We start from the raw sequence: 25,086 nt of genomic DNA, 5'->3' as shown, positions 1-25,086 counted from the left end.
CGTCTTACCCGGACATTCTGCCGCAGCGGCAGGCGCCAGCTTCGGGCCAGCCCCGGCCGCAAGCGACCTTCCGCCTGCGCGAGCCGTCGTATATGAGAGATTTGTCGCCGAAGCGTGCCGAATATCGCCACAGACGGAACGTATGGCGGCTGCGATCTCTTAATCCAAAGATCGCAATTTGGCGTTTGACTGGCACAAGCCGACTGGCTTTCGACCGAGGATGGCATGAAAAACCGACCCAAGACGGCGCAATCAACCAAGGCGATGCGGCGTCGGTTGCCTCCCGGAATCCTTGCGCTCGCGGGGGTGGCCATGCTTGCGGCGGCAGCCCCGGCGATCGCGGCCAAGCAGGCGCGCCAGCCGGTCGAGGCGGTTGCGCCGCGCGAGGCCGGTGAGCCGATCATGGCGATCGTCTCGATCAAGAGCCAGCAGGTCACCTTCTACGATGCCGACGGCTGGATCCTGCGCGCGCCGGTGTCGACGGGCACCACGGGACGCGAGACGCCGGCCGGCGTCTTCGCCATCGTCGAGAAGGACAAGGACCACCGCTCGACCATGTATGACGATGCCTGGATGCCGAACATGCAGCGCATCACCTGGAACGGCATCGCGCTGCATGGCGGCCCGCTGCCTGGTTATGCCGCCTCGCACGGCTGCGTGCGGATGCCGTTCGGCTTCGCCGAGAACCTGTTCGACAAGACCAACATCGGGATGCGAGTAATCATCTCACCGGATGATGCGGCGCCGGTTGATTTTGCTCACCCCTCGCTGTTCGTGCCGAAGCGCGAGGCCATCGCGGCAGTGCCGAACCGTGCCGACAGGCTCTCCGCCGAGGCCGAGGAGGCCACGCGGGTCGCCGATGACGCCAAGAAAGCCGCGGCGGCTGCTGCGAAAGAGGCCGCCTCGCTGCCGGCCTCGCTGCGCAAGCTGGAACAGCAGAAGAGCCGCACTGAGGCCGAGCTCGCCTTCGTCGACAAACAGCTTGCGACGGCAAAGACCGACCAGGCCCGGGTCAAGGCCGAGGAGCTGAAGCAGAAGGCCGCCGCCAAGGCTGCCGACGCAGCGGCGCAACTCGACGCCGCCAAGGCCGCAGCGCAGCCGAAGCGTGACGCCGTCGCCGCCACCAAGGAGGCCGCGAAGGCGGCCGCGACCCGGAAGGCCGACGCGGTGAAGGCTGCGACCGACGCCAAGCTCGCGCTCGAGCCGGTCTCGGTCTACATCAGCCGCGCGACGCAGAAGCTCTACGTACGGCGTAACACGCACAAGCCGGCGCCGGATGGCGGCGGCGAGGTGTTCGACACCAGCATCGAGGTTCCCGTCACCATCCGCAATCCCGACCAGCCGCTCGGCACGCACATCTTCACGGCGATGGCGAAGAACGATAACGGCCTGCGCTGGAGCGTGGTCACGATCGAAAACGGCGACGACGCCAGGAACGCACTCGACCGGGTCACCATCCCGCAGGAGGTGTGGGATCGTATCGCGCCGACCGCATTGCCGCGCTCCTCGATCATCATCTCGGACGAGCCCTTGAGCAGCGAGACCAACTACCGCACCGAATTCGTCGCGGTGCTGAGCAGCCATCCCCAGGGCGGCTTCATCACGCGCAAGCCGACCGCGCCGATGGCCGTTGCAAGCGATGACGGCTGGGACAATGGCGGCTTCGGTTTCTTCTTCCAGCAGCGCGATCCGTACGCCCAACCGGTCAATCCGCGCCGGCGCGGCCAGTACCAGTATTATCAGCCGGCGCAGCCGATGCAGCGGAGTTTCTGGTAAGGTACGGAGCCCCGAAGCCCGCGATTTATGCGCGCGCTTCGATCACGATCGCCTGGATCTTGCCATCGACCGTTCCGGATCCATGGCGGGTCCGGAGCGCCTCGGCAACGAGGTCGGTGGCAGCCTGAAGCTTGCTGGCATCCCTGGCCTCGATCTCGCTGCGCAGCGGCGTGCCCTGGCAGAGTGCGATCGCGACATGCTCGGCCGATGGCGCGCGGCTGATTTCAGGCCGTGTCTCGATCGATATGTCGCGGAAGCCTGCACGTTCGAGGTCGGTTCTGATGACGGCCTTGTCGTAATAGCCGTGCGGCGTCCGGATCATGAAACGTGGCGGATCGTCGGGAAACATCCTGCCGAGCGCGACCGTTGCCTCGTGCGTGAGCACGTTGTCCTCGATGCGATCCCAGACATTGAAAATGAACGGGCCGTCCGGCTTCAGGACGCGCTTCACTTCCCCGTACGCCTTGACGCGGTCCGGAAAGAACATCGCGCCGAACTGGCAGCAGGCCACGTCGAACTCGGCGTTACCGAAGGGCAGGGCCATTGCGTCCGCCTGGCGCCAGCTGATGCGATCGTCATCCGCCTGACGCTGCGCTGCGACCGCGAGCATCGGCTCGTTGAGGTCGGTCGCGACATATCGGACGCCGCGCGGCAGCGCCGCCGCCACGGCGCGCGTCACGGCGCCGGTGCCCGCCGCGATCTCGAGCAGCGCGGAGGGCGAACGCGCAGCGACGCGCCTCGCGATGTCGTCGGCGTAAACGGCGAAGATCATCGGGACGAGATATTCGTCGTAGATTTTCGGAATCGAGCCGGCGAAAACCTTGTCAGTGCTGGACATGATTGCCTCGCTGAAGGTTCGGACACGAGGCTCAAATTATCATGGATTGCCGCCTGCCGCGCCAGCAGCTTGTTCCGGCCGCAATTCGCGATCGGATTTAAGATTTCGCGCCGCCGACCTCGCGGATCGGCCGCGTGCCGTCCCAGCTCAAGGCCGCCTGCCGGACTTTTTCGAAGAACGGCCCCTTGGTGCCGCTGATGTCGGAGATCTCGATCACGGTGCCCGGATGGGCCTGCGTGTCGAAATAGGCAAAGCGCCCCTTGTCGCCGCCGATCTGGCCCTCATGGCCGATCCTGTAACCGAGCCCGAGTGCCTTGTCGTAGAGCGCCTGGTAGTCGTGGCTCCAATAGGACATGTGCTGGAGGCCTTCGTGGCCGGCGTCGAGAAACTCCCGGTACATCGACGGCGCATCGTTGCGCTGCTGGATCAGCTCGATCTGGAGATCGCCGGAGTTGGCCAGCGCAATGCTCATCTCGATCGCGGAGTCCTGGCCGCGGTGGCGGAACCAGTCGGTCTTGACGCGATCCATGTAATACCAGGGACCGATGCCCATCACCTCGATCCAGTGCTTCATCGCGGCGTGGATGTCCCGCACCACATATCCGTTCTGGCGCACCGCGCCGAAGATGCGGCTCATGCCCGCGCTCCTGTTCTCAACATAATCACGTCAGCACAGCGGGAGGCCGTGGGACAAGCTCGGCCGGCATGGTTCGCCCGGCGATGCGGAGCATCGTCCGGAGACGCCCGCTTGCGGGCTCCTCGCCATGAGGGTCTGAAATCTTGCCGCAACACGCGACCTCATCCTGAGGGCCCGCCGCAGGCGGGCGTCTCGAAGGATGGCCGCACGCAAGCTTCCCGCCACGTTCTTGCTCACTTGACCTCGATGCCGGCGTCCTTGGCAACCTGCTTCCAGACCGCGATATCGCGCGCGTTGATGTCGCGCTGCTCGTCGCCGGGAACGAATTGCGGCGTGATGCCGAGCCCGAGGAGCTTCTCCTTCACCACGGCATCGCCGAGCGCGTCCTTCAACGCTGCCGATAGTTTCTTGGCGATCGGTTCGGCGAGGCCCGCCGGCGCATACATCGCCCAGGACAGGCTGCGGTCGAACGGCACGCCCTGTTCCTTGTAACTTGCGACATCAGGCAGGCTGGGCGAACGCTCACCGCAGGCGGCCAGCGCCTTGATCGAGCCGTCCTTCACCAGCGGCGTCGCGGTCGCCACATCGAGCGTCGCCAGCGAGATGTGGCCGCCGAGCAGATCGCCGGCAAGCTTCGCAATGCCGTTGAACGGCACGTGATCCATCTTGATGCCGGTCTGCTGCATCAGGATCTCCGCGCAGAACTGTCCGGTCGAGCCGACGCCCCAGCTGCCGTACTGGACCGGCTCGCCTTTTTTGGCGAGCGCAATCAGGCCCTTGATGTCGTTGGCGGCAAAGTCCTTGGTCGCCACCAGCATGATCGAGGACGTCCCGACGCGGCCGATCGTGGTGAAATCCTTGATCGGGTCGTAGGCCAGCTTCGGATAGATCGCCGGCGCCAGCACATGCGTGGTCATGCCGCCGACGGTGATGGTGTAGCCGTCGTTCGCGGCCGCCGCGACCATCTGCGTGCCGAGCGTGCCGGCGGCACCCGTGTGGTTCTCGATATAGATGCTCTGTCCCAGCGACTTGCTCATCCTGTCGGCGAGCAGCCGACCGACCACGTCGCCGCCGCCGCCGGCCGCGTAAGGCAGCAGCATCCTGATCTTGCGGGTGGGGTAAGCCGCCGGATCCTCGGCTCGTGCCGGCAGGGCCGCCGACAGCAGTGCGAGCAATGACAGTGTGACGGTGCGCAGCTTCATGATGGTTCCCCCTAATCCTCGAAACGAAATCTGTAGGCATCGCCGTGCCGGACCACGCGCCCGGCGGTCGGTGCCGGAAAATGGCCGGTGAGCAGATAGCTCGGCGTGTCCGCAAGCTCCTGGAGCAGCGCCAGCCGCGTCGCGACCGCAGCGGCCGGATCGACGTCGGCGGCATTCGACAGCCACGGCGCAGCGCACTGGATCGGATGATGGATGACGTCGCCCGACATCACCGCGTGATCGTGGCCGCCGTTCAGGTGGATCTGCATGTTGCCGGCGGTATGGCCCGGCGCCGGCGCAAAGCGCAGGGCCGCGTCGCGATCGCTAAACAGGCGATGATCGGTCTCGACCAGTTCGGCGAGCCCGGCCGCGACCACCGGCAACACGGAGTCCTCGAACGAGCCGTGGTTCACCGGGCTCTTCGGCGCGGCATTGTGCGCGGCCTCGAAGTGCCGGTATTCGGCGCGGCCCATCAGATAACGCGCGTTGGGGAAGGTCGGCACCCAGCGGCCGTCGAGAAGCCGCGTGTTCCAGCCGACGTGGTCGACATGCAGATGCGTGCACATCACGAAATCGACCTGTTCGGGCGCAACGCCCAGCGCCTGCATGTTTTCGAGATAAGGCTGGTTGAGATCGTTCCACGCCGGCACGCGCGGCCGCCTCTTGTGGTTGCCGCAGCAGGTGTCGACGATGGCGGTCCAGCGCGGCGAGCGCACCAGATAGGAGTGATGGCTGAGGATGAAGCGGCCGGTCTCCGGCTCGATATAGCGGTGATCGAGCCAGCTCCGGTTCTCCGCGATCACCTCGTCGGTGACGTTGGCGAACAGCCAGCTCTTGTCGAAGGCAAGCGCGGCGATCTCGCTGACGAGATCGACCCGCATGCTGCCGATCCTGATCTGTCGCATTTGCTCAGTTCTTCAGGAGGTCGCCGAACGGCACCCAGCGCGTGCCGTCGAAGCGGATGAGCTGAAGGCTCGTCATCGGCGTATAGCGCTCGGGCGAATTGTTCACCGCGGTGCCGTTGATCAGCATCGGCAGGCGAACGTCCCTGAGCATCGTTGCCTGCTTCATCACATTGGCGCGGGTGAGGTCATTGCCGGCCGCCTTCAGCACGGTCACCAGTGTCTGCGCGATGGTGTAGCCATAGACGTTGAGCCAGTCGTTCTTGTTGGCCTCCGGCAGGTACTTGTCCATGAAGGCGAGCCACTCTTTGTAACCGGCATCGTCCTTCAGTGCGGGATCGGTCGCGTCCTTCAGATACTGGCTGGAGATGACGCCGGTGGAATTGTCCTTGCCGGCCGGCTCCAGCACGCCGCTGATCGACGCCGAGACGTTGGAGATGATGGTCACAGGCTTCCAGCCGATCTCGCCGATCTTGCGGATGGCCTGGGCTGCGAATTTCGGCGTCGCCGCCACCAGCACGACGTCGGCGCCGGCGGTCTTCAGTTGCAGGATCTGGGTGTCGACGGTCGGCGCCGAGGTTTCGTAGGCGGCGCGCGCCACGATCGCCTCGCCGCTGCCGAGCCCTTCCTCCAGCGCCTTCAGATAGTCCTTGCCGAGATCGTCGTTCTGGTAGAGCACGCCGATCTTCGCATGGGCGTGGCTCGCCTTGATGTATCTGGCGTAGGCGATCGCCTCGTCGCGATAGGTCGGCTGCCAGCCGATTGTCCACGGAAAGTTCTTGGGATCGTCCCACTTCGCGGCGCCCGAACCGAGGAACAGCTGCGGCACCCTGCGGTCGTTGAGATATTTGTGCACGGCGCTGTTGGTCGGCGTGCCGACGCCGCCGAAGATCAGCAGCACTTCCTCGCTCTCGACCAGCCGCCGCGTCTGCTCCACCGTCTTCGGCGGGCTGTAGGCATCGTCAGCGATGATCATCTGGATGCGCCGCCCGTTGACGCCGCCGTCGTCGTTCACCTTGCGGAAATAGGCCTCCGCCGATTTGGCGATCTGGGCGAAGGCCGACACCGGGCCGCTCAGCGGCGCCGTGGTGCCGATCTTGATGGTCTTGTCGTCGGCGCCGGGATCGTATTTCGCGTTTTGGGCTTGAGCGGGTTGGGCTTGAACGGGGCCTGCTGCGAGCAGCGGCAACAGGATGCAGGCCACGCGCAGTCGGGCAAAGCGCGCCATGAATCGTCTCCCCAGGAATTGCTCTCCGCTTCTCGATGGAGCGGAGTTGAAACGCGAGAACGGCGCCCGAAAGCGATCTTGCGGGCCACGACCATCGCCGCCAGACTGGCAAACGAACGATCGTTCGTACGGTTGACTAGCGAACGATCGTTCGTTAGTCAAGTCGCATGGCTGTCCACACCTCCAGCGCGGCGGAAGCGGCTGCGCCCACGACCCGCGAGCGTATCCTCACCGAGGCGCTCAACCTGTTCGCGCAGAGTGGCTATGGCGGCGCCTCGATGCGCGAGCTGGCGCGCCGCGTTGGCATCCGCGAGAGCAGCCTCTACAATCATTTCTCCGGCAAGGCCGCGATCCTGGAAGCGATTGTTGCCGAGCACGGCCCGGCCAGCTCGGCGAGCCGCCTGGAGGAGCCGCGCTACAGGCAGCTCGCGCGCCAGCCCGCCGCGTTCTGCCGGCAGTTCGCATTGGACCTCGTCGAGCAATGGTCCGATCCGCGCGAGCACCAGTTTCAGAAGGTCATCACTGCCGAGCGCAACCGCGTGCCCGGCATCCGCGCCAAATTTGCCGATCATTTCTATGCGCGCGAGCAGAGCCTGATGACGGATTATTTCCGCGGCTTTGCGCTCGCGGGCCTTGTCTCGACGCCGGATCCGCGCGAGACCGCGCGGCTGTTCGCCGCCGGCCTCATCTACATCCGCCTCGAGCATTACGTGATGGGCGCGGCACCCTCGCCGCGGCCGAAGGTGATCGAGGCGATCGAGCGCTATCTCGCCTTCTTCCTGTCGCTGATCGCGGCGAGCAACGACGACAACAAGAAACGAAAAACCAAGGGAGAGAACCGTGGCAAGGCTGCCGCTGATTGATCCGGAGACGACGAGCGGCGACATCCGCGCCTCGTTCGACCGCATGCCGGTCAAGCTCAACATCTTTCGCATGATGGCCCATGCCGAGGCCAACATGATCCCGGCGATGCGGCTCGGCAATTCGATCCTGCACAAGCAGAAGCTCTCGGCAGTGAACCGCGAACTGCTGATCCTCCAGGCCGCGCAGCTCGAAGGCGGCGCCTATGAATGGCGCCAGCACGTGCCGATCGCGCTCGGCGTCGGCTGCACGCAGGCCCAGATCGACGCCGTCGAGCGCGGCGACTACGACGCCGCGGCGCTGAACGAGAGCGAGCGTGCGCTGCTCAAGTTCGGCCGCGAGGTCGTCGAGAACGTCCGCGTTCCCGAAGCGACGTTCGCTGCTGCCCGCGCGCACTTCAGCGACCAGGAGATCGTCGAATCCATCGTCGCGCTCGGCTTCTACATGATGATGGCGCGCCTCACCGAAGCGACCGAGACCGATCTCGATCCCGCCGCCGGCATGAAGGTCTATGACGGCGGCAAGAAGTAGGCGGTTGAGATGACGGAAACCGAGAGCAAGCCGGAGCGTTATGTCCGTTCGCCCAGCGCGGAGTCATTAGGCGAGGCGCCGGGCAGGGGACGGCTGAAGGGCCGCCGCATCCTCATCGTCGGCGGCGGCCAGCGCGTGTTCGACGCCGCCACCGATCCGATCGGCAATGGCCGCGCCATGAGCATCTTGTGCGCCCGCGAGGGTGCGAAGGTCGCCGTCGCCGATCTCAACCGGACCTCGGCGGAACAGACGGTGAAGCGCATCACCGACGAAGGCGGTGAGGCCTTTGCCATCGCCGCCGACGTCACGAGCGAAGCCGACGTTCAGCGCATGATCGAGGAAGCGCATTGCGCCATGGGCGGGCTCGACGGCATGGTGCTGAACATCGGCACCTTCGGCAAGGTCGGCCTCGATGCCGTCAGCCCCGAAGAGTGGAACAGGATCTACGACGTCAACGTCCGTGGGCCCATGCTGTGCTGCCGTGCCGCGCTGCCGAGATTCGACGATGGCGGCGCCATCGTCTTCATCTCCTCCATCGCCGCGCTGAAGGCCGGCTCGCAGATGGCGGTGTACGATTCCTCCAAGGCCGCGCTCGGCGGCCTCATGCGCAACATCGCCCATCTCGGATCGCGCCGCGGCATCCGCGCCAATCTCGTCTATCCCGGCCTCGTCGACACCCCCAACGGCCGCGAAGCCGGCGCCGGCCGCCCCTCGCGCGGCAAGGGTCACGTCCCCTTCGGCCGCCAGGCCACGGCCTGGGAGATCGCCTATGCCGTGCTGTTCTTCCTCTCCGACGAAAGCGTCTACGTCACCGCGCAGACGCTCGCGGTCGATAGCGGCCTGAGCGGGATGTAACGCCGGCCGCGCCCTATCACGCGTGCGATCGTGCGCGACAGATGAGATGGTCGAGCGAGATGTGCCCGGGTCCGTAAGCCATGAGGGCGAGCGCCATCGCCGCCCAGGTGAGGTGAATCGGCCAGCCGTCCGGCACGGTGAGCTCGACGATCAGCGTCATGAACAACAGTCCGAGCCCTGCGAACCTTGTGCCGAGTCCCAGCACCAGGAGGATCGGGAACATGATTTCGCCGGAGCCCGACAGGAAGGCCATCACCGTCGGTGCCGGAAAGTGATAGGGGCCGCCCGGCAGATGCAGCATGAATTCGTCGCTGAACAGCGTCACCGCGGTGTCGTTGAGCCGCAGGAAGCCGTCCCATTTGAGGATGCCCGAGCGCCAGAACGGCACCGCCAGCGCCACGCGCAGCACGAGCTGGACGAGCGATGGCGTGGCGATCGTCTGCACAAGTTGATTGGCCTTGTCGATGAGCAGCCCGAGCGACGGCGGACCGCCGCCTGTCGCCATGCGTTGGTCCGTGATCATGGTACGTCTCCGAGAGCAAGCGAGGTGAATGCGCCGGCCTCGATCAGGCCGGCGATGTTCGTGGCGATGTCGAAGTCCGCAGACGCCTCGAGCGCCGCGCTGGCGGCTTCGCCGAGCGGCTGTCCGGAGGCCAGGCAGGCGGCAAAGACGGCACCGCCGGGAGGAAGATGCCCCACCGCGACCTCGACATCAGGCCGCGTGATCAGCGCGTCCTCGGGTGTGGACGCATCGATGCGCGCGGTGGGGGCGCCATCGCGGTTGGCCGCGAAGATCGTCACGGCGGCAAACGGCGAGCGTATGATCCGCATCGCCGGATGCGGCGTGAACACGATCTCGGCCAACTGGTCCGGGACGATCGCGGACAGCCGGGCCGGCGACAACGGTGCGGCATCGCACGCATGGTAGGCGTCGAGCCAGGCCCGCTCGATGCGCGCAACGCCGGCGAGCCAGGGCATGGTCTGCGCGTGCTCGTACTGCGCGATGAAGTCCGGAAAGTCGTGGCCATAGTCGAACAGCAGCGGCGATGTCGGCGGGTTGCTGCGGACATGGAAGCGCGCCATCGCCCGGAAGAAGTCCGGACCCGTGATGCGCTGCACCGTTGGATAGATCGCGGCGAGGGCCTCGATCAGGCTCACGGTGACGTTGTTGCGGTAGACGGCGTAGCGCTTGCCGGCCGCCTTGCCGTTCGGGCCGGTCACGATCGCAGGTGCGGTCCGCGCCGGGTCCAGCAGCGCCGGGGCGAAGGTCGCGGCAAAGGACAGGTGTTGCTCAGGCGGCATGACGATCCCCGCTCGCGGCGGATGGCCGGCAGCCATCGAGGATCGCCTGCGCGGCGGCGGCTTCCGCTTGCAGCACCGGCCAGTCCGGAATCTTGCTGTCCCACTCGATCAGCGTCGGGACCGGGCCGCGGCGCCGGATGACGATCTCGTAGAGCTTCCAGACGGCATCTGCGACTGGGCCGTCATGGCTGTCGATCAGCAGCAAATCGCCCTCGTCGTCGGTCTGCTCGGTGTGCCCGGCGAGATGAATTTCCCCAACCCGCGACAGCGGAAAGTCGGCAAGATAGTCCAGCGCGGAAAACCCGTGATTGGTCGCCGACACGAACACGTTGTTGATGTCGAGCAGCAGCCCGCAGCCGGTGCGCTCGGAAATAGCGCGGATGAAGTCGGTCTCGCTCATCGACGAGTCGCGGAAGGCGACATAGGTCGACGGGTTCTCCAGCAGCAGCGGCCGGCGGATTGCATCCTGCACCTGGTCGATGTGATCGCAGACGCAAGCCAGCGTCGCTTGCGTATACGGCAGCGGCAGCAGATCGTTGAAAAAGCTGGTCTCATGTGTCGACCAGGCAAGGTGTTCGGAGACAAGCGCAGGCTGATAGCGCGCGACCAGGCCGCGGAAGCGTGCCAGATGCGCCTTGTCGAGCGGCTGGAGGCCGCCGATCGACATGCACACGCCATGCAGCGACAGCGAATGATCGCGGCGGATCGCCTCCAGCGCGCGATGTGGTGGCCCACCCGCGCCCATGTAGTTTTCGGCGTGAACCTCGAAGAAGCCGCGTTGCGGCCCCGCGTTCACGATGGCCGGCAGGTGCTCTGGCTTGAAGCTCGTCCCGGCAACGCCGCCGATGGGGGTGGAATAGCGGAGCGGCACCGCGGACGTTTTGGGAGCGATTGCCATCGTCATGGTTCCTCTCCGCTGTTCCTCTGTTGTCGTGGTTGCGACGCGGTGCGTCAGATCGGCTTGAGCGAGCCCTTCTTGCCGCCCGGCAGCTCGATGCTGGTGCAGGTGCCGCCCTGCACGAATTTCCAGGCGTTGCCCTGGAAGTCGACGGTCGAGGTGCCCTGGCAGGTCGTGCCCGGTCCCGCCGCGCAGTCGTTTTGGCCCTTCAGCGCGACGCCGAAACACTTTTCCTTCTTGGCGGCGACGGCCGCATCGGCCTCGGCCTTGGTCAGCGGGCCCGCGGCGGCAAGACTGGCGAGTGCGGTCGACATCGCACCGGCCAGAACGATCGAAGTGACAGCATGCTTGGCAGACATCAGGACTCTCCTTTTGAAATGGAATCGCTTCGCGAGCGAAAAGCACATTGTTTCATTCGTCTCGACCGCACCCCGAGTTACTTTCGAGCCGCTCACGAGTCCGTGAGACCGGTTGGGCGAGCGCGCACAGGCCGTGCGCCCGGCCGGCATTAGCGGGCAGACCGGTGCCGCCGTGGCGGCATTGACGTCGAAATAGCGACATCGGCCGAGGCTCTCGCGACGAAGTTCAGACCGGCTGGCAAAGTCGGCCCGTCACGGGCATGATGAGGACATGAAGACCACGCTGCTGAAATCCGAAGACTACACCCGCTCGCCCTGGAAGAACGGCGGTGGCGTTTTCACCGACATCGCGGACGCCCATCGCGCAGATAGCCCGGCAAAGGACTGGGACAGCCTGCTCTGGCGTTTTGCCAGTACGCCCATCGTGGCGCCCGGTCCGTTCTCCCACATGCCCGGCATCGACCGCCTGCAGATGGTCGTGGGCGGGCGTGGTCTGGTGTTGAAGGCGCCGGGACAGGAATTCGACGAGCGTGAACCTTTTACGACGGTGCGCTTCCCCGGCGAGCTCGCGATCGTGACCGAGCTCGAGGCCGGCCCGGTCGAGGTCGTGAACCTGATGGCGCGGCGGGGTGCAGTTGAGATCGAGCTCGAAGCGCTCAGGGCACGCGGCGATCGCGTCTTGTCCGCCGGAACGCATCTCATCCATGCGCCTCGCGGCGATTGCAGCATTCGCCTCGGCGGCGAGAGCTTCGCGATTCCGGGCGGTGGCACGCTGAAGGTCGAACTGACCGAGCAATCGAGCCTCGCGCTCGCATCGGGTCTGGTCGTGCTGGGATCGATCCGGCTCGCCGCCTAGACGGCGAGCACCCCCGATCGCCCGATGCGCCCAAACCGGGCAACTGGCCAGGTTGACGCCGCCGCGCCGGAGCACGATATCTCCGCAAGATGCAGTCACCCGCGAAGGGGCAGGATATGAACGCGCCAGACAACCACGCCCCCGCCACGCAAGCCGACGGCGTCGTCGACTGGCTGACCAACGGCACGCGCGACGAGCGCTTCATCGACAATATCTTCACGCAGATGTGCATCCGCCTCCAGCAGGCGGGCATCCCGGTCAAGCGGGCGACGCTTCACATCCTGATCAATCACCCGCAATGGCTGGGGGCCCGCATGATGTGGTCCAACGGGATGCGCGAGGCGGAGATCGCACTCGTCGACTACGATGTTCGCGAACGGTCCGAATATATCGGCAGCGCCGCCAACGAGATCCATGACGGCGCCACCGAGGTCCGCGAGCGGCTCGAGCAGGATCCCTCGCTCGGCCGCAAGCACGCTCTCTATGACGAGATGCGGGCGAACGGCCTCACCGATTATGTGGCCTGGCCGCTTCACCACACGCTCGGCAAGCGTCATCTCGTCACCTTCGCGACCGACCGGCCCGGTGGGTTCGACGAGGGGCATATCGCCGGTCTCAGGAAGCTGTTGCCGGTGCTGGCGCTGGTCAGCGAGATCCGCGTCAAGAACCGCCTGGCGCGAACGCTGCTGGAGACCTATGTCGGCTCCCATGCCGGCGAGCTGATCCTGGCCGGTGCCACAAGGCGCGGCACCGGCACGACGGTGCGCGCCGCGATCATGATCTGCGATCTGCGCGACTTCACCAAGATCTCCGACAACTGGCCGCGCGACGACGTCATCGATCTCCTCAACGATTATTTCGACGCGATGTCCGAGCCGATCGCGCGGCACGGCGGCGAGATCCTCAAATTCATCGGCGATGGCCTGCTCGCGATCTTTCCGCTTCATGAGCCCAATGCCTGCGCGAACCTGCTGCGTGCCGTGGCCGAGGCCCGCCAGGCCATGGCTGCGCTCAACGAGAGGAACAACGCGACGAGCCGCGCGCCGCTGAACTATGGCATCGGTGTCCATGTCGGCGACGTCATGTACGGCAACATCGGATCGAGCAGCCGGCTCGACTTCACCGTCATCGGCCCCGCCGTCAACATGGCCTCCCGCCTCGAAGCCCTGACCAAGCAGTTGGGACGGAACGTGCTGCTGTCCCGCGCCTTCGCCGAATTGGTGGAGCGGGAGTTCGAGCTGGAGCACGTCGGCAAACACGAGGTGCGCGGCTTCAGCGATCCGATCGAGCTGTTTGCGTTTCAGGGGTGAGGCGCGCGCGCACTGCTTCTCGCGCCATCCGTAAACAGCCGCCGGCAGTTGGCGGCGCCTCGCGTCGTGCCATGCCGTCGGATGGCGTGCAGCGCGCGCCTCGCAAATTCCTATGTGGCGTTCCGACTACAGCCAGATCGCTGAACGGCAAGTATGAGTTCGGTCATCGCTTTAACCGAACTGCTGGAAAGTCGAGCCATGAAGAAAATCGTTGTCGCATTGATCGCAACCACCGCCCTGAGCTCCGCGGCGTCCGCGGCGGACCTTGCGGCGCATTACACCAAGGCTCCGGTCGCCGCGCCGATCACCGATTGGACCGGCGTGTATCTCGGCGTCTCCGCCGGCGGCGCGTGGGGCACCAACGAATGGTCCTCCGATGAGACGGCGCCCTATCGCCCGGGCTCGTACAACACGTCGGGCTGGACCGCCGGCGGCATCGTCGGCGCCAACATCCAGGTCCGCAATACGGTTCTCGGTGTCGAATTCGACGGCAACTGGGCCGACGTGAGCAGTTCGCGCGCCATTGGAACGCCGTTCAATGGATTGGCGACCAACATCGCGTCCATCGACAACAAGATCGACTGGACCGCCCATGCGCGCGCTCGCCTGGGCTACTCGTTCGGCAATTGGCTGCCGTTCGTCGCCGGCGGTGCCGCGATTGCCGGCGTGCACGACAATCTGAACTTTATCGCGCCCACCGCGTTCAACGGCGTCGCCTATTCCGGCTACAGCAACAGCGCCACGCGCGTCGGCTTCACCGTTGGCAGCGGCATCGATTTCAAGGTGACGCCGAACGTGATCGCTCGCGGCGAGTATCTCTACGACAATTTCGGCAACACCTCGGGCCGTCTCGGTCCGCCGACGTTCGACAATCAGGTCTTCACGCTCGACACGCACGCGGTCCGCGCGGCGCTCATGTACAAGTTCGACTGACCTTTACGACCCGTTCCAGTCGCTGAGCCCGGTCTCGCCAGAGGCCGGGCTTTTTTTCATGCATCCCTGCTCATTCTTGCGCGAACGCACGGTTGCCGGCCCAGCCCTCATGCGCAGGGCCGCCCGTCGTGCGGATGGGCAATCGAGGGCGCCTTGTTGAAAGAGATCGCCGCGCAGGACTCGTAGGCTGGTTTCGAAGAGGTGATCGGCGACATCCGGCGTGACAACAACAGGAGACGTCAATGCCAAGCTGCTCCGGAAATCTTCATTGTCCAACCAGGCGCTGCGCAGTTTGCGACGGCAAGTTCGGTCTCGTCCGGTACTACGCATGGCGCAAGCCGCTTTGCTCGAAGAAGTGCGTCGAACGGTTCGCGACCCGCCGTCAGGATGACCGCGACTGGGTGGGCCGTTTCCCGATCGCCTTCGACATGCTTCCAGAGAACCGCACGAGGGTCCTATGACGATTCAGATGTCACGACGAGGCAAGGAATATATGGAGACTGCGCAGAGCCTGCTCCGCGCGGCCCGAAGCATGACCGACGAGGTGGTTGCGGCGCGGTTGAAGATGCTGGCTGATGACTATCAGCGGCGCGCCGAAAAAGCCTCGAGCGTCGATGCCGCCAGGTCGGTGGCGCGCTCGGCCGCGAGAGCCGAATACGACTGGTCGAGGGAGCTCGCGTGAGATGATCAGGATCATTGCCGTGCTCTGCAGTCTCTCGTCGCCGACGGACTGTCGTGAACAGGTCGTCACGACCTCGGACTTCGCCGACGTGACGATGCAGTCCTGCCTGATGGGCGCGCCGCAGCTCGCCGAATGGATGGCGCAACATCCGGCCGAGCGTCTGGCCGCATGGCGCTGCACGATCGGCAGGCAGGCAGGCGGCAGGGGAGCCTAGGATGCGGAGGGCAGGGTGGCGGGATGGGAGTCCTGTTGCCAACGCTGGATTGCACGACTACGCTTGTCGCCAGCTCCGCCCAAACGGTCTTCCGATCGGCCGCGTTCATGCCAAAATTCCTTCGCATCGGCGTCCATCAGTCCAACGTTTCCGGGTACACGTCGAAGGCGTGGTGCGTTCGGCGGGTCGGCCCGGTGGTTTTCCTGAAGTGGGGCGCCGTGGAGGTCCAGGGCGCCGGCGACGGGCGAAACGTCTACTGGACGCGTCTGCCGCAGGAGAAAACGGTTCGCTGCGGCACGGCGCAGCGTGCGCAGGACTACACGAAGGCCGCGATCGCGCGGCGGCGCAGCCATCGCTATGAGCCGCTGGTCGGATCGATCGCGGTCCGGCGCCGGGCCGCCGACGGTGGCGCCGAGCTCAAGCAGGCGCTCGCCACGATCCTGATCGTCGATATCGTCGGCTCCACCGCAAAGGCGGCAAAGCTCGGCGATGCCCGCTGGACCAAGGTGATGAGCCATTATTATGCGGCCGTCCGCAAGGAGCTGAAGACCTCGCGCGGCAGGGAAATCGTGACGACGGGCGACGGTGTGCTGGCGACGTTCAAGGCGCCGGCTGCCGGCATCAACTGCGCGACCGCGATCCAGAAGGCCGTGCGCACGCTCGGTCTCGAGATCAGGGTGGGGCTGCATGCGGGCGAATACAAGGTGAGCGGCGGCGAGATGGTCGGTCTCGCCTTCCACATCGGCACGCGCGTCGCCGCGAAGGCGCGCGCCGGCGAAGTCCTGGTCTCGAGCGCAGTCAAGGACCTCCTGAAGACGCAGTCGACGATCAGCTTCGCCGATCACGGCATGCACCAGCTCAAGGGCGTGCCGGAGCGGTGGCGGCTGTATCGGGTGGAGGAGTGAGAGGGATTGACGTGAGCGAGGTTGGACTTCGGGGCGACATTCACCCGGTCTGCACCTCGCGCTGGGAACGCTTGGGGGCGGCTTCTCTTGCCCGCTTTGCTGTCGACGTCGCCGTTTGACGTTCCTCTGCCGGCTGGCTCTTCCGCAGATCAGCAAACTCTTTCCTGAGAAGCTCGACGACCGTTCTGACCTTGGGAAGATCCGCCATGCGCTTGTGGCAGATGATCGTGAGGGATGGGCGGAGCGCAGCCGGAAGCTCGAGCTTGAGCTCCACGAGCTCGCCGGGTCGTTTGACCCGATGGGAGGTCTTCAGAAGGACCATCGCGCCGACGCCGGCCCGGCAGGCCGCGACCTGCACACTGTAATCGTCGGATGTGAAAGCGGGACGAAAATCCGGGATCCTGCCGGCGAGCTGCGGATTCGGGCTCACCATCTCGTGCTGACCCGCCCACGCGATCCAGTCGACGTCGCGGAAGTCGTATTTCGCGGGGAGGCTCTTCGCGTAATCCCTGCTGACATAGGCGCCGATCGGAACGATCACCTGATCGACCGTGATCAGATCGGGATCATCGGACGGATGTTTCCTGAGTGCGAGGTCCGCCTCGCCGCGCGAGAGGTTCAGGAGCTCCGTGCTGGCCAGAACCTCGAGCGTGATCTGCGAATGCTTCCGCTTGAGCGTTTCAGCGAGCGGCGCCAGGACATCGAAGGCGAACGCCGGTGCCGCCGTGATGCGCACGCGGCCGCTCACGGGTGAGGTCTTTGCGTCGAGCGAGCGACTGGCTTCCGTCGCCCACTGCGCCATGCCTTGGGCGGCGGGGAGCAGTCTTGTCGCGGTCTTCGTCAGGGAGATGCCCTGGTTCTTGCGGACGAAGAGCGGCTCGCCGAGCCCGTACTCCATCTCGGCAATCCGCCGGCTCAAGGTGGGCTGGCTCACCTTGAGCCGCCGCGCGGCACCGCTCAGGCTGCCGGCATCGCAGACGGCGAGAAAAATCCGCAAGTCGTCCCATTGCAGATCCACGTTCACTCCTCGGCGCGGCTATTCAATTATGGATGGCGATATAAGATTTTAGCCGATTGCTATTCTACCCGTCCAGGGCAAAAGCGGCAGCAGAAAATGAGGAAAAACATCATGCTCCGCAAATCAGGGCTCTCCGTCATCGGCGCCCTTACCATCGTCGCGCTGTCCGCGTGCACGCAGACCTCTCATTCGACGAAGCCTGCCAATCTTGGCAAGGCGATCAGCTCGGCGGCCATGGAGGCGTTGATCGATCAGCCGGGGCCGATCGAGCTCGAGACGGTTGTCGGCGCGGATTGGATTGCCGATCTCTCGGGATTGCTCAACCTGAAGGATCCGAAAGCCGTCGAGGCCGGGCTCAGGGATCACGAGGAGCCGATCCAGATCTATGCGCATCTGCTGCGGCATCCGACCCAGGGATTCTTCATGGTCGATACCGGCGTTTCGAAGCGGCTGGTGGCGGACCCTGCGAGCCTGGGGGTCGGCTGGGTGCTGAGAACATTCGCCAAGATCGAGAGGATGCAGGTCCGCCAGGACACCTTGTCGGTCATCAAGTCCGAAGGCGTCCCGCTCAAGGGTGTCTTCATGACCCATCTCCATCTCGATCACATCTCCGGAATGCCGGACGTTCCAAAGGACGTGCCGATTTACACCGGTCCCGGTGAACCCGAATATTCGAGCCTCGTGCACATGTTCGTGCAGGGGATGGAAGACAGCTTCCTCGCCGGAAGGCCCCCGCTTCAGGAGCTTCAGTTCGCGAAAGATCCGGATGGGAGGCTCGAAGGGGTGATCGACGTCTTCGGCGACGGCTCGTTCTTTGCGATCCAGAGTCCCGGGCATACGCCGGGCAGCATGGCGTTCGTCGTGCGCACGACGGCAGGTCCGGTGCTCCTGACCGGCGACACCTGCCACACGCGCTGGGGCTGGGACAACGGCGTCGAACCCGGAAGCTACATCGATGACCGCGAACGCACCCGGAAGAACCTGCTCGCGTTGAAAGCCCTGAGCGAACGTCACCCGAAGATGATCGTGAAGTTGGGTCATCAGCCCTGAGGCTGAGCCTCGAAATATGAGTGACGAGACCCTTGTGAGTCCGCCGGGGATTGATTAGCCTTCTGGTTGCGATGAGCATCAAAGGCTCTTTCGCTCCCTCGCGCGACTGGCGAGCTTGCGTGGAATTGACCACGGTGAAGCGCGAAGGATTCCAACGCCGTTCGCCTGGGCACCTTTCAGCTGATTTCACAGCGTCTTAGGGAGCCCAGACATGCCGTCATTCCGGAATGAACTCCACGTCAATGATGCGGAAATTGCCCTCGCGCTCGAGGGCGAGGAGCGTCGTCAGCAGGACGGCGTCGAGCTGATTCCTTCGGAGAACTACACCTATCCGGAGGTTCTCGAGCTGCTTGGCTCGGTCTTCACCAACAAATATTCCGAGGGCTATCCGGGCCGCCGTTATTATGGCGGCCAGGAATTTACCGATCAGATAGAGAACCTTGCGCGGCAGCGCGCTTGCGCGCTGTTCCGCGCCGAGCACGCCAACGTTCAGCCTCTGTCCGGCTCGCCCATGAACCAGGCCGTGTATCTCGGCCTGTTGCAGCCCGGCGATACGATACTGGCGATGGACCTGTCACACGGCGGCCATCTCACGCACGGCGCGCCCGTGTCGCACATGGGGCGACTGTTCAACTTCGCCCGTTACAAGACGCATCCGTCGAAGGGCGGCGCCATTGATTTCGACGCGCTTCGCGCCACGGCCCGTCAGGTCCGCCCGAAGCTGGTCCTGTGCGGCTACAGCTCCTATCCGCGCGATCTGGACTACGCTTCGTTCAAGAGCATCGCCGATGAGGTCGGGGCACTGACCATGGCCGACGTGAGCCATTACGGCGGCCTGATCGCCGGCAACGGCATGCGCAATCCGCTCGATTCGGGCTTCGACATCATGACCACGACATCGCACAAGACGCTTCGCGGGCCGCGCGGGGGAATCATTCTTTGTCGCCGGGAGCTTGCCGGCAAGATCGACGCGTCGGTATTCCCAGGGTTGCAAGGCGGTCCGCACATGAATGTCGTGGCCGCCACCGCCGTGACGCTGAAGAAGGCCGCGACGTCCGACTATCAGGCCTACGCACGGCTGGTCATGCGCAATGCGAAGGTTCTGGCCGAAGCGTTGATGGAACGCGGGATGAAGCTGATCACCGATGGGACCGACAATCACATGATGGTCGTGGATACCGTGACGAGCGCCGGCTTGGACGGCGGCGCGGCTGAACACATTCTCGACGCCGTCGGCATCACCGCAAACAAGCAGATCATCCCCGATGATCCGCGTCCGCCGCTCAAGCCGAGCGGCGTTCGCCTCGGCACGCCAGCCGCGACCACGCGCGGCATGGGCGAGGTGGAGATGCGGCTCATCGCCGAACTCATCGCAGAGTCCCTCAGGTCGAAGGGAGATGCGGCCGTCGTAGGACGGCTCCGGGCGAAGAGCATCGAGATGTGCCGCGCCTTTCCCGTCCCGGGGATCGTGGCGCCGTCGTAGGTCGCTGGCCGCGTTCCTGTTGGCGAGGTATGTCCTCGCCCTCCGGGCAGTCGCATGTCGTTTACATCCGCTTTGCTCGATCTCCTACTTCGTCACGATCCGTCGCGTTGGCGTCACGGTGCTGGCAGGCGCCATCGGTGAGAGAGAAAACGTCAGCCACGTATTCCAGCCCGCTGGACGGTTCTCCGCGGCGAATTCGCCGTATCCTTTCAGATTCAGATAGCCCTGCATGTCCCCAACCGGAAACAAATACCCGATCTGCGGACCGACGCCGACGACACGCGACCGGAAACCGCCCAGGATCGGGTGCTGACCGGAATCGTCGGTGATCTGCTGATAGGCATATCCCACGAGGCCGACAAAAAGCTGCTTCGAGAGAAACTGCGACGCACCCCAGTCGACATGAAAGTCGATGCCGCTGCGGTATTGCGTGTCCGGATTCCTAAAATTGTAGGTGAATCCCGCGACCGCCGAGAATTCATGTCCCGCCTGCGGGTTGAAATAGGTGTAGCCGCCGCCGCCATCGATCGCGCCGTGACCGATGCCGAGATTGGCAAGGCGGTTTGGATCGTAGGCGCCGACGGGAATGTCTCCCGTTGCATACGCCATGAAGTTATGGACGCCTTGATTCCATTTCAGCGTCACCTGCGGATAGAGGTCGCCGATGGAGGTGACGGAGTCGCCGATGCTTCCCATGCGCGTCGTCGCAAACGGTCCGAACCCGGTTGTCAGCGTCCCGTTGAGATCGGCGGCCGACCGCCCGAACAGTCCAGTGACGCCAATGGCCAATTGTCCGCCCAGAACCGGCGTCGCGAATGTGTAGGTGGGGTTGAGCAGCACCAGATCGGCCTGCGCATTCAGATGCAGATCCAGGTTGACGTTTACGGCCGCCGGAAATCGGCCGATCTGAATTTCTCTTGACGCGGCCGCGGCGCCGAACGCCGATACCGAGGTGTGATAGTAGACCTCGGCCATCGACCATCCCGGCACCCCGGGTGTTGCGGCAAGGCTGCTGAAGCGACCGGGAAGCCAATAGGAAACACCGCTTTCGTCGGCGCAGGCGGCGCCGGATAAGGCCGCGGACATCGCCATGACCGTGCCGATCACCGAGCAGATCAGTCGAGGACCAGACCTGCGTTCGGGTATGCAGCGCGTCATGTGCTCCCCCATGTCCGTTCACGACAGTATGCCAGCAAGATCATGAATGTCTCGCCGTAAACTGGCGAACCGCGAAATCGCCTCGCTGTGTTGCCTTGGGGGCACGCCTTGATCTACGTCGAGAGCGTTCGCATACTCCCCGTAGGAACGTTGCTTGTATTCGACTATTTCAACGGCTGCACCTGCGCTGCCATATCCGGCGCGCGGCTGACCCTGTAGGTCGCGTTGCTGCATTTCAGCACCCAGACGGCATGATCGGGCCTGGAGCGTTTTGCATCTCTCGTAGCGCGGACCGCCTTGTCACAGGCAAAGCCTTGCGTGCGGATCTGCGCAGCGAGCATGTCCTTCGGCATCTCTTCCGCGGCCTGCGCGACGGATACCGTCAGGTGGGTAAGAGGCGCACCTCCGGTCAGGAGCGATGCTGCGAGGAGAACAGCGCCGGCGAACAGATGAATAAGCGTGGAGACATTGCGATGCATCATAAGGACCCCCAACTCCGCGACCGACAGAAGAACCTTGAACAACCCGAGAAGCGCATACGCGCCACTTTTATAAAGTGTGCCGCAAGCTTGCGCTACAACGCCGTTCTTCCAATTGCGATCATCGCACTGCACGTAATCTCCCTGCCGAATGAACCGACCGGTGGCTTGAGATAGGCCGTGTAGGCCGACCCATACCAGGATGGAGGCGAGCAGCCCGATCACCCCGGCATTGTCGGCAAAAGCCGTCGCGGTGCCCGACATGCCGAGCCGAAGGTACAGAATAATGACCATGGCTGGTCCTCATTCTCTGATTGTGCTAGTGTGATGCGCGTGGAGGTAGCCGAAGCATCACTCTTTTGAAATGCCGTTAGACTACAAGCCCATCACGTTCGATTCCAGCGCGCGTTTTTGAGTCTGCGGACACCGTGGGGTGTTAACTGCAGCCGATATCGCACGTCTCGATGCACGACCTCTCGCTTGGAAGCGAGAGAGCTATGACGCCGATCAATACTTCTGCAAGAGAAGAAATTGATGTCATGCGCATTACAATCGGTGCGGCGGCGTAAGGAGCGGCTGCGGGCTACTACCCTTCCTACCGTCCGGCTTGCGGCTGCTATCCGTACCGCCTTGCTATTGAGGCCAAAAGAGCGGCGTCAGCGCTCGAACGGCGAGCTGCGCGCCTCGATCGCGAACAGCGCGCCGGTTGATTTAGGTCAACGAATGCGCCCAGTGCTGGTTGATCCAATAGAGGTGACGGTAATGCCAAGACGTCATTGAGACAGGAGCATACGTCATCTTGACGAAGCGCGATCCTCTCCGCTCGTCGGCGCTAGCGGTTGCAGCGGGTCCGATCGCTGCGCCGGCGCAAGACCTACGACTAATCGCGGCAACACGCATCAGTACAGGAGGATTCGACATGCATCGGGGTATTCTGGCGCTGACTCTATCACTCTGCATCGGTTCCCTAACTGGGCCCGGAGCGCTTGCGCAAAGCGCGGCACCGGCAATCACGGAGCAGGAGGCGCGCGCAATCGCGATCGACGCCTATGTCTATTTCTATCCGCTGCTGTCGATGGACATTACACGGAAGCAGTTCACCAACGTCGCGCCCGGGAAGGAAATGGCGAAGGGGCCGATGAACATGTTCAGTAACGTACCTGAATATCCACCCGCGGACTTCAAGGGTGTCGTTCGATCGAACTTCGACACTTTATATTCAAGCGCGTGGCTGGACATGACCAAGGAGCCGGTGGTCATCACGGTACCGGATACAAACGGGCGCTACTATCTGCTGCCGATGCTCGACATGTGGACCGACGTGTTTGCGTCGCCGGGCTGGCGGACGACCGGCACCAAGGCCGGGACGTTCCTGATAACGCCCCCGGGCTGGCGGCCCGATCTGCGCGAGAAGTTCGCCGAAGAGTTCAAGCTGCCGGCGGACACTCAGCGTATCGACGCGCCGACGCCCTATGTCTGGGTCATCGGCCGCACCAAGACGGACGGCCCGCACGACTACGATGCCGTCCACAAGATCCAGGCCGGCTACAAGGTCGCGCCGCTTTCCGAATACGGCAAGACGCCAAAGCAGGTCGAATTCAAGCCCGATCCCAGCGTCGACATGAAGACGCCGCCGAAGACCCAGGTCGATAGCATGTCGGCCGGCGTGTATTTCGCCAATGCTGCGGAGCTGCTCAAGCTGCATCCGCCGCACATCACCGACGAGCCAATCATCGCCCAGATGAAGAAAATCGGCATCGAGCCGGGCAAGAGCTTCGACATCGGCAAGCTCGCCCCCGTGCTGCAGCGGGCGCTGGAGACCGCGCCGCAAGACGGCCAGAAGCTGATGGCCTGGAAGGTGCCGACGCTGGCGCGGGTTGCAAACAACTGGTCGATGAACACCGACACCATGGGAGTCTACGGAAACTATTATTTGAAGCGGGCGATCGTCTCGCAAGTGGGACTCGGCGCCAATCTGCCCGAGGACGCCATCTATCCGCTCAACCTCGGCGACGAATCCGGCAAGCCGCTTGATGGCGCGAACAAGTACACCATCACTTTCGAGAACGGCGCGGCCCCGCCGACCAACGCCTTCTGGTCGATCACCCTTTACGATCCGGAAGGCTTCCAGGTCGGCAATGTGCTGAATCGTTTTGCCGTCAGCAATTGGATGCCGTTCAAATACAATGCGGACGGATCGCTCGACCTCTACTTCCAGAACGAGTCGCCGGGCAAGGACAAGGAAGCCAACTGGCTGCCGGCTCCGAAAGGACCCTTCAATCTCACGATGCGTCTCTACGCACCGAAGTCCGATGCGCTGACCGGCAAATGGAATCCGCCGCCGGTTGTGAAGGCGCAAACAACGGTCGGTCTGTCGGCGCAATGAGCGATTGGATCGAGCGCCATTGAGTCTGCGGGCATCGAAGGATGCCCGTAGACTCGTCCCTGCACCGCAGCATGCCGCGCGGTGGCTGAGTGCGCAAAATCATCAAAAGCGGCGCCGGGCCATCCTCGTCGCTGTCCTGTTCGCGTTTCTGACAACACGGGTACTGCGTTCTCGACGAACGCTAAACCCGACGGCATCTCCGCTGACGCGACCCAGGACACCAAGTCCGGCGCAAACTACTTCACGGTGCGCATCGTGGTTCCAGACCAGGAGGTTGCACGCCTCAACGGCACGACGCTTCTTCCCGGCATGCCGGTCGAAAGTTTCATCCAGTCCGGCAGGCAACCACACCGTTAGGAGCGGCAGAATATCGATCAGGCGTTGACCTTCCCGTGCGTTTTTGTTCGAGTCCAATGGCTTTCGTTCCGTTTCGTGCACGCCGTTTCTGTTGCGAAACTGGTGCGGTGCTCTGAAACTGGCCCACAAGCCGGCGATCGGCAGATCAGCTCATCCAGGACGTACCGGACAACCGCGCGCGCTTAATGAGCGTTTAACGCTTTTGCGCAACAGATAGATCACCAGCGCGCAATTAGTCCTTGGTTTCGAGTGCGAGCCGAACTCCCGCGGAGGGGAATCGGATGGGACTGCTTTTTGTCGGAGTGCTGGCGGGAGTCCTGATCGGCTGTGGCTGGTTCGCGCCTTCCCGAGGATATTTCCTTGATTGCGCGTCACGCCCCTGTTTCGACTGGGGCGCAGTCGCCCGACCCGCGCTGCCAATGCAGACGGCATTGGCGCCAGATCCTGCGGTCGTCAAATCGAATTCTGCAACTCCGGCAAGGTCCGGCAAGAGATCTTCCCCGAAGAAGCGTGGATCGGCCGACCTTGCCAAGGCGGCGTCCCCGCGGACGAGGATCAGCGTCCCGGCATCCGAACGCCCCGCGGAAATATCAGATCCTGTTCTGGACAAGGCGAAGGTCGCGATCTCGGCGAAGATGGAGGATCCAGAATCGACCGAATTCACCGATATGAAGCGCACGATGCGAAAGAACATGCTTGGACGCCCCGTGGATACGATTTGCGGGCGTGTGAAAGGAAGAAGCGCGTCGGGCGGCGAGACCGCAGAGAGACCGTTTCTTTATCTCGTGAAGGAGGAGGAAGCATATGTCGTCGACGGCAAGTCAGGGTCGGCGGCGTCAACGGCGCATCGAAATATCTGCAATTAG

The 25,086-nt window shown here is 64.0% G+C and carries 27 protein-coding genes and 1 riboswitch; of the genes, 15 read left to right on the top strand and 12 right to left on the bottom strand.

Annotated features, from left to right (window positions below; all coding sequences use genetic code 11):
* The first annotated feature begins 225 nt into the window (after positions 1-225).
* On the top strand, positions 226-1,776 hold the full coding sequence (locus GPL20_RS14915; protein ID WP_157330219.1) for a L,D-transpeptidase: 1,551 nt from the start codon (positions 226-228) through the stop codon (positions 1,774-1,776).
* Positions 1,777-1,801: 25 nt separating this feature from the next.
* Here the strand turns inward: GPL20_RS14915 and GPL20_RS14910 are convergent, their stop codons facing one another.
* From GPL20_RS14910 to GPL20_RS14890, 5 genes are all read right to left on the bottom strand, one after another.
* On the bottom strand, positions 1,802-2,614 hold the full coding sequence (locus tag GPL20_RS14910; RefSeq protein ID WP_157330218.1) for a class I SAM-dependent methyltransferase: 813 nt from the start codon (positions 2,612-2,614) through the stop codon (positions 1,802-1,804).
* Between the two features lie 97 nt (positions 2,615-2,711).
* Positions 2,712-3,251, bottom strand: a complete 540-nt coding sequence (locus GPL20_RS14905; protein ID WP_157330217.1) for a VOC family protein — start codon at positions 3,249-3,251, stop codon at positions 2,712-2,714.
* Positions 3,252-3,484: 233 nt separating this feature from the next.
* Positions 3,485-4,453 (bottom strand): Bug family tripartite tricarboxylate transporter substrate binding protein, encoded by a 969-nt coding sequence (locus GPL20_RS14900; protein ID WP_157330216.1) that lies wholly within the window; start codon positions 4,451-4,453, stop codon positions 3,485-3,487.
* 11 nt (positions 4,454-4,464) lie between these two features.
* Entirely contained in the window at positions 4,465-5,358 is an 894-nt protein-coding gene (locus GPL20_RS14895) for an MBL fold metallo-hydrolase (RefSeq protein ID WP_157330215.1), read from the bottom strand.
* Between the two features lie 4 nt (positions 5,359-5,362).
* Positions 5,363-6,583, bottom strand: a complete 1,221-nt coding sequence (locus GPL20_RS14890) for an ABC transporter substrate-binding protein (protein WP_157330214.1) — start codon at positions 6,581-6,583, stop codon at positions 5,363-5,365.
* 167 nt (positions 6,584-6,750) lie between these two features.
* Here GPL20_RS14890 and GPL20_RS14885 point away from each other — a divergent pair, with 167 nt between their 5' ends.
* From GPL20_RS14885 to GPL20_RS14875, 3 genes are read left to right on the top strand one after another with little or no spacing between them, the layout of a single operon-like run.
* Entirely contained in the window at positions 6,751-7,446 is a 696-nt protein-coding gene (locus GPL20_RS14885) for a TetR/AcrR family transcriptional regulator (RefSeq protein WP_157330213.1), read from the top strand.
* Positions 7,424-7,975, top strand: coding sequence for a carboxymuconolactone decarboxylase family protein (locus tag GPL20_RS14880; RefSeq protein ID WP_254125834.1), 552 nt, complete (start codon positions 7,424-7,426; stop codon positions 7,973-7,975). The genes GPL20_RS14885 and GPL20_RS14880 overlap by 23 nt, the downstream gene beginning before the upstream one ends.
* Positions 7,976-7,984: 9 nt before the next feature.
* Positions 7,985-8,830: an SDR family NAD(P)-dependent oxidoreductase gene (locus GPL20_RS14875; RefSeq protein ID WP_157330212.1), complete on the top strand. Its 846-nt coding sequence runs from the start codon at positions 7,985-7,987 to the stop codon at positions 8,828-8,830.
* A gap of 16 nt (positions 8,831-8,846) precedes the next feature.
* Here the strand turns inward: GPL20_RS14875 and GPL20_RS14870 are convergent, their stop codons facing one another.
* From GPL20_RS14870 to GPL20_RS14855, 4 genes are read right to left on the bottom strand one after another with little or no spacing between them, the layout of a single operon-like run.
* Entirely contained in the window at positions 8,847-9,353 is a 507-nt protein-coding gene (locus tag GPL20_RS14870; RefSeq protein WP_157330211.1) for a DoxX family protein, read from the bottom strand.
* Positions 9,350-10,132 carry an HvfC/BufC N-terminal domain-containing protein gene (locus tag GPL20_RS14865; RefSeq protein WP_157330210.1) on the bottom strand — a complete coding sequence of 261 codons (783 nt, stop codon included), beginning with the start codon at positions 10,130-10,132 and terminating at the stop codon, positions 9,350-9,352. Before GPL20_RS14865 ends, GPL20_RS14870 begins: the two co-directional genes overlap by 4 nt.
* Positions 10,122-11,036: an MNIO family bufferin maturase gene (gene bufB / locus GPL20_RS14860; RefSeq protein WP_157330209.1), complete on the bottom strand. Its 915-nt coding sequence runs from the start codon at positions 11,034-11,036 to the stop codon at positions 10,122-10,124. Before bufB ends, GPL20_RS14865 begins: the two co-directional genes overlap by 11 nt.
* A gap of 47 nt (positions 11,037-11,083) precedes the next feature.
* The gene (locus tag GPL20_RS14855; protein ID WP_157330208.1) at positions 11,084-11,389 is read right to left on the bottom strand and encodes a BufA1 family periplasmic bufferin-type metallophore; all 306 of its coding nucleotides are present in this window, start codon (positions 11,387-11,389) and stop codon (positions 11,084-11,086) included.
* Positions 11,390-11,660: 271 nt separating this feature from the next.
* Between GPL20_RS14855 and GPL20_RS14850 the strand changes: the two genes are divergently transcribed.
* From GPL20_RS14850 to GPL20_RS14825, 6 genes are all read left to right on the top strand, one after another.
* Positions 11,661-12,245 carry a HutD/Ves family protein gene (locus GPL20_RS14850; protein ID WP_157330207.1) on the top strand — a complete coding sequence of 195 codons (585 nt, stop codon included), beginning with the start codon at positions 11,661-11,663 and terminating at the stop codon, positions 12,243-12,245.
* A gap of 116 nt (positions 12,246-12,361) precedes the next feature.
* Entirely contained in the window at positions 12,362-13,555 is a 1,194-nt protein-coding gene (locus tag GPL20_RS14845; protein ID WP_167533032.1) for an adenylate/guanylate cyclase domain-containing protein, read from the top strand.
* A 198-nt stretch (positions 13,556-13,753) separates the two neighbouring features.
* A complete protein-coding gene (locus GPL20_RS14840) occupies positions 13,754-14,488 on the top strand; it encodes an outer membrane protein (RefSeq protein ID WP_157330205.1) in 735 nt (244 codons plus the stop codon).
* Between the two features lie 457 nt (positions 14,489-14,945).
* Positions 14,946-15,170, top strand: coding sequence for a hypothetical protein (locus GPL20_RS14835; RefSeq protein ID WP_157330204.1), 225 nt, complete (start codon positions 14,946-14,948; stop codon positions 15,168-15,170).
* Between the two features lies 1 nt (position 15,171).
* Positions 15,172-15,384, top strand: coding sequence for a hypothetical protein (locus GPL20_RS14830; protein WP_157330203.1), 213 nt, complete (start codon positions 15,172-15,174; stop codon positions 15,382-15,384).
* A gap of 107 nt (positions 15,385-15,491) precedes the next feature.
* On the top strand, positions 15,492-16,289 hold the full coding sequence (locus GPL20_RS14825; RefSeq protein WP_157330202.1) for an adenylate/guanylate cyclase domain-containing protein: 798 nt from the start codon (positions 15,492-15,494) through the stop codon (positions 16,287-16,289).
* A 40-nt stretch (positions 16,290-16,329) separates the two neighbouring features.
* On the opposite strand, the gene GPL20_RS14820 is transcribed toward GPL20_RS14825, so the two are convergent.
* Positions 16,330-17,307, bottom strand: a complete 978-nt coding sequence (locus GPL20_RS14820; RefSeq protein ID WP_157330201.1) for a LysR family transcriptional regulator — start codon at positions 17,305-17,307, stop codon at positions 16,330-16,332.
* A 111-nt stretch (positions 17,308-17,418) separates the two neighbouring features.
* Here GPL20_RS14820 and GPL20_RS14815 point away from each other — a divergent pair, with 111 nt between their 5' ends.
* Together GPL20_RS14815 and GPL20_RS14810 are read left to right on the top strand one after the other, a co-directional pair.
* The gene (locus GPL20_RS14815) at positions 17,419-18,357 is read left to right on the top strand and encodes an MBL fold metallo-hydrolase (RefSeq protein WP_157330200.1); all 939 of its coding nucleotides are present in this window, start codon (positions 17,419-17,421) and stop codon (positions 18,355-18,357) included.
* Between the two features lie 92 nt (positions 18,358-18,449).
* Positions 18,450-18,535, top strand: a riboswitch (ZMP/ZTP riboswitch).
* Between the two features lie 33 nt (positions 18,536-18,568).
* Positions 18,569-19,840, top strand: coding sequence for a serine hydroxymethyltransferase (locus GPL20_RS14810; protein ID WP_157330199.1), 1,272 nt, complete (start codon positions 18,569-18,571; stop codon positions 19,838-19,840).
* 84 nt (positions 19,841-19,924) lie between these two features.
* Here the strand turns inward: GPL20_RS14810 and GPL20_RS14805 are convergent, their stop codons facing one another.
* Both GPL20_RS14805 and GPL20_RS39560 read right to left on the bottom strand, forming a co-directional pair.
* Positions 19,925-20,926, bottom strand: coding sequence for a SphA family protein (locus GPL20_RS14805; RefSeq protein ID WP_246250543.1), 1,002 nt, complete (start codon positions 20,924-20,926; stop codon positions 19,925-19,927).
* A 236-nt stretch (positions 20,927-21,162) separates the two neighbouring features.
* Entirely contained in the window at positions 21,163-21,771 is a 609-nt protein-coding gene (locus tag GPL20_RS39560; protein ID WP_246250525.1) for a hypothetical protein, read from the bottom strand.
* A gap of 625 nt (positions 21,772-22,396) precedes the next feature.
* Between GPL20_RS39560 and GPL20_RS14790 the strand changes: the two genes are divergently transcribed.
* The 3 genes from GPL20_RS14790 to GPL20_RS39555 all read left to right on the top strand — a co-directional run bounded on the left by GPL20_RS14790 (position 22,397) and on the right by GPL20_RS39555 (position 25,086).
* Complete coding sequence (locus GPL20_RS14790) at positions 22,397-23,863, top strand: DUF1254 domain-containing protein (protein WP_157330198.1); 1,467 nt, start codon at positions 22,397-22,399, stop codon at positions 23,861-23,863.
* An 81-nt stretch (positions 23,864-23,944) separates the two neighbouring features.
* On the top strand, positions 23,945-24,220 hold the full coding sequence (locus GPL20_RS40400) for a beta-barrel domain-containing protein (protein ID WP_488226132.1): 276 nt from the start codon (positions 23,945-23,947) through the stop codon (positions 24,218-24,220).
* 281 nt (positions 24,221-24,501) lie between these two features.
* Positions 24,502-25,086, top strand: a complete 585-nt coding sequence (locus tag GPL20_RS39555; protein ID WP_246250522.1) for a hypothetical protein — start codon at positions 24,502-24,504, stop codon at positions 25,084-25,086.

Origin of the sequence: Bradyrhizobium cajani (genome assembly GCF_009759665.1) — a bacterium.
In the GTDB taxonomy this organism is placed as follows: domain Bacteria; phylum Pseudomonadota; class Alphaproteobacteria; order Rhizobiales; family Xanthobacteraceae; genus Bradyrhizobium; species Bradyrhizobium cajani.
Note: the sequence above shows the minus strand (reverse complement) of the source record. Positions and strands in the feature narration are given on the sequence as shown.

Excerpts from the sequence above, each read along its gene's own strand:
- GPL20_RS14790 (WP_157330198.1), top strand. The coding sequence starts at position 22,397 with ATGCATCGGGGTATTCTGGCGCTGACTCTATCACTCTGCATCGGTTCC.
- bufB (WP_157330209.1), bottom strand. The coding sequence starts at position 11,036 with ATGACGATGGCAATCGCTCCCAAAACGTCCGCGGTGCCGCTCCGCTAT.
- GPL20_RS14885 (WP_157330213.1), top strand. The coding sequence starts at position 6,751 with ATGGCTGTCCACACCTCCAGCGCGGCGGAAGCGGCTGCGCCCACGACC.
- GPL20_RS14835 (WP_157330204.1), top strand. The coding sequence starts at position 14,946 with ATGACGATTCAGATGTCACGACGAGGCAAGGAATATATGGAGACTGCG.
- GPL20_RS14905 (WP_157330217.1), bottom strand. The coding sequence starts at position 3,251 with ATGAGCCGCATCTTCGGCGCGGTGCGCCAGAACGGATATGTGGTGCGG.
- GPL20_RS14890 (WP_157330214.1), bottom strand. The coding sequence starts at position 6,583 with ATGGCGCGCTTTGCCCGACTGCGCGTGGCCTGCATCCTGTTGCCGCTG.
- GPL20_RS14855 (WP_157330208.1), bottom strand. The coding sequence starts at position 11,389 with ATGTCTGCCAAGCATGCTGTCACTTCGATCGTTCTGGCCGGTGCGATG.
- GPL20_RS14910 (WP_157330218.1), bottom strand. The coding sequence starts at position 2,614 with ATGTCCAGCACTGACAAGGTTTTCGCCGGCTCGATTCCGAAAATCTAC.
- GPL20_RS14870 (WP_157330211.1), bottom strand. The coding sequence starts at position 9,353 with ATGATCACGGACCAACGCATGGCGACAGGCGGCGGTCCGCCGTCGCTC.
- GPL20_RS14850 (WP_157330207.1), top strand. The coding sequence starts at position 11,661 with ATGAAGACCACGCTGCTGAAATCCGAAGACTACACCCGCTCGCCCTGG.
- GPL20_RS14840 (WP_157330205.1), top strand. The coding sequence starts at position 13,754 with ATGAAGAAAATCGTTGTCGCATTGATCGCAACCACCGCCCTGAGCTCC.
- GPL20_RS14875 (WP_157330212.1), top strand. The coding sequence starts at position 7,985 with ATGACGGAAACCGAGAGCAAGCCGGAGCGTTATGTCCGTTCGCCCAGC.
- GPL20_RS14815 (WP_157330200.1), top strand. The coding sequence starts at position 17,419 with ATGCTCCGCAAATCAGGGCTCTCCGTCATCGGCGCCCTTACCATCGTC.
- GPL20_RS14865 (WP_157330210.1), bottom strand. The coding sequence starts at position 10,132 with ATGCCGCCTGAGCAACACCTGTCCTTTGCCGCGACCTTCGCCCCGGCG.
- GPL20_RS14895 (WP_157330215.1), bottom strand. The coding sequence starts at position 5,358 with ATGCGACAGATCAGGATCGGCAGCATGCGGGTCGATCTCGTCAGCGAG.
- GPL20_RS14900 (WP_157330216.1), bottom strand. The coding sequence starts at position 4,453 with ATGAAGCTGCGCACCGTCACACTGTCATTGCTCGCACTGCTGTCGGCG.
- GPL20_RS14830 (WP_157330203.1), top strand. The coding sequence starts at position 15,172 with ATGATCAGGATCATTGCCGTGCTCTGCAGTCTCTCGTCGCCGACGGAC.
- GPL20_RS14915 (WP_157330219.1), top strand. The coding sequence starts at position 226 with ATGAAAAACCGACCCAAGACGGCGCAATCAACCAAGGCGATGCGGCGT.
- GPL20_RS39560 (WP_246250525.1), bottom strand. The coding sequence starts at position 21,771 with ATGGTCATTATTCTGTACCTTCGGCTCGGCATGTCGGGCACCGCGACG.
- GPL20_RS14805 (WP_246250543.1), bottom strand. The coding sequence starts at position 20,926 with ATGTCCGCGGCCTTATCCGGCGCCGCCTGCGCCGACGAAAGCGGTGTT.
- GPL20_RS14845 (WP_167533032.1), top strand. The coding sequence starts at position 12,362 with ATGAACGCGCCAGACAACCACGCCCCCGCCACGCAAGCCGACGGCGTC.
- GPL20_RS14810 (WP_157330199.1), top strand. The coding sequence starts at position 18,569 with ATGCCGTCATTCCGGAATGAACTCCACGTCAATGATGCGGAAATTGCC.
- GPL20_RS39555 (WP_246250522.1), top strand. The coding sequence starts at position 24,502 with ATGGGACTGCTTTTTGTCGGAGTGCTGGCGGGAGTCCTGATCGGCTGT.
- GPL20_RS14825 (WP_157330202.1), top strand. The coding sequence starts at position 15,492 with ATGCCAAAATTCCTTCGCATCGGCGTCCATCAGTCCAACGTTTCCGGG.